Consider the following 438-nt stretch of genomic DNA (forward strand, 5'->3'; position numbering starts at 1 on the left):
TCTTTATTATCCTCCCAGCCATCAATATCAGCCACAATACTGTGATCACCAAAAACATGGTCAGCAACCTTATGGCTATCTTGTAGGTTTAGGGGGCTACCCATAATCACTTGATAACCCTCTTGATTCGTTGGATTGTTAAAATCTCCCATAAGTAGCAAGGGACAGTTTAGTGTGAGCAGCTCTTTTTCTAATTTCTCCCACTCCCCTAAAAACCCCTTGTCAAACCAAGATAGGTGTACATTGACAACAGCGACTTCTTTGCCATCTAACTTGGTTTTGGCAACGAGCGAGCGTCTAGTATGGTAGTCTGTTTCATCATCCATCGCCGACACGAGAATATCTGAAACATGAATAGGTTGTTTTGATAAGATTGCCACGCCTTCATGGTAAATGTCATAGCCAATATGGTTGTAAGCCCAAGACCAATAATAGTGC

General features: G+C 42.0%; 1 protein-coding gene. It reads right to left on the minus strand.

Features of this window, described 5'->3' with window-relative positions; all coding sequences use genetic code 11:
* The coding region (locus KTJ72_RS07040) for an endonuclease/exonuclease/phosphatase family protein (RefSeq protein WP_217304481.1) at window positions 1–438 on the minus strand (438 nt) is incomplete at both ends.

Source organism: Apilactobacillus waqarii (assembly GCF_019061205.1).
GTDB classification, from domain to species: domain Bacteria; phylum Bacillota; class Bacilli; order Lactobacillales; family Lactobacillaceae; genus Apilactobacillus; species Apilactobacillus waqarii.